At 53.1% G+C, this 835-nt stretch carries 1 protein-coding gene; it reads left to right on the plus strand.

Annotated elements, in window-relative coordinates; translation table 11 throughout:
• Positions 1-11: 11 nt before the first annotated feature.
• The coding region (locus CSD97_RS11710; protein WP_098032440.1) for an NAD-dependent epimerase/dehydratase family protein at positions 12-835 on the plus strand (824 nt) is incomplete at its 3' end.

Below are 835 nucleotides of genomic sequence, written 5' to 3' on the forward strand. Positions count from 1 at the left end.
CCCATTAGTTTATGAAAATCTTAGTGACCGGCTCCCGAGGGTTTGTCGGCCGGAACCTTGTATCCCAGCTGCACAACATCCGTGACGGGAAAGCCCGCAATTACGGCATTGCAGGTGAAGAACTTACCATTTACGAATATGACATGGACAGTGACCCGGCCGAACTGGATGTCTATTGCAGACAAGCTGACTTTGTCTTCAATCTGGCAGGCGTGAACCGTCCCAAGGATGCGTCTGAGTTTATGAAGGGGAACTTCGGCTTCGCCTCCACGCTGCTTGATACATTGAAGAAGCACGGCAATACCTGTCCGGTAATGATTTCCTCTTCCACGCAGGCCGCACTCGACAACCCTTACGGTGAATCGAAGCGGGCAGGGGAGCAACTGTTGTTCGAGTACTCCAGGGAAACGGGTGCAAAGGTACTGGTGTACCGCTTCCCGAATGTGTTCGGCAAATGGTGCCGCCCCAACTATAACAGCGCGGTGGCCACTTTCTGCAACAACATCGCCCATGACCAGCCCATCCGGGTGAACGACCCTTCGGTGGTGATGCATCTGGTTTACATAGACGATGTGGTGGACGAACTTATCTCCGCCCTGAGCGGCAGGGAACACCGCAACGGGGATTATTGCGAAGTACCCGTGGTGCATACCATTACCTTGGGCGGCATTGTGGAACTGATAAGGTCTTTCAGGCAAATGCCCGGTACCTTGTCCGTCCCGGATTTGAGCGATGCCTTTACAAAGAAACTCTATTCCACATACCTCTCATACCTGCCTGAAGAACGGTTCAGCTATCCCCTGAAGATGAATGTGGACGACCGCGGCAGTTTTAC

The sequence above is a fragment of the Bacteroides sp. AR29 genome (assembly GCF_900217715.1).
In the GTDB taxonomy this organism is placed as follows: Bacteria; Bacteroidota; Bacteroidia; order Bacteroidales; family Bacteroidaceae; genus Bacteroides; species Bacteroides uniformis.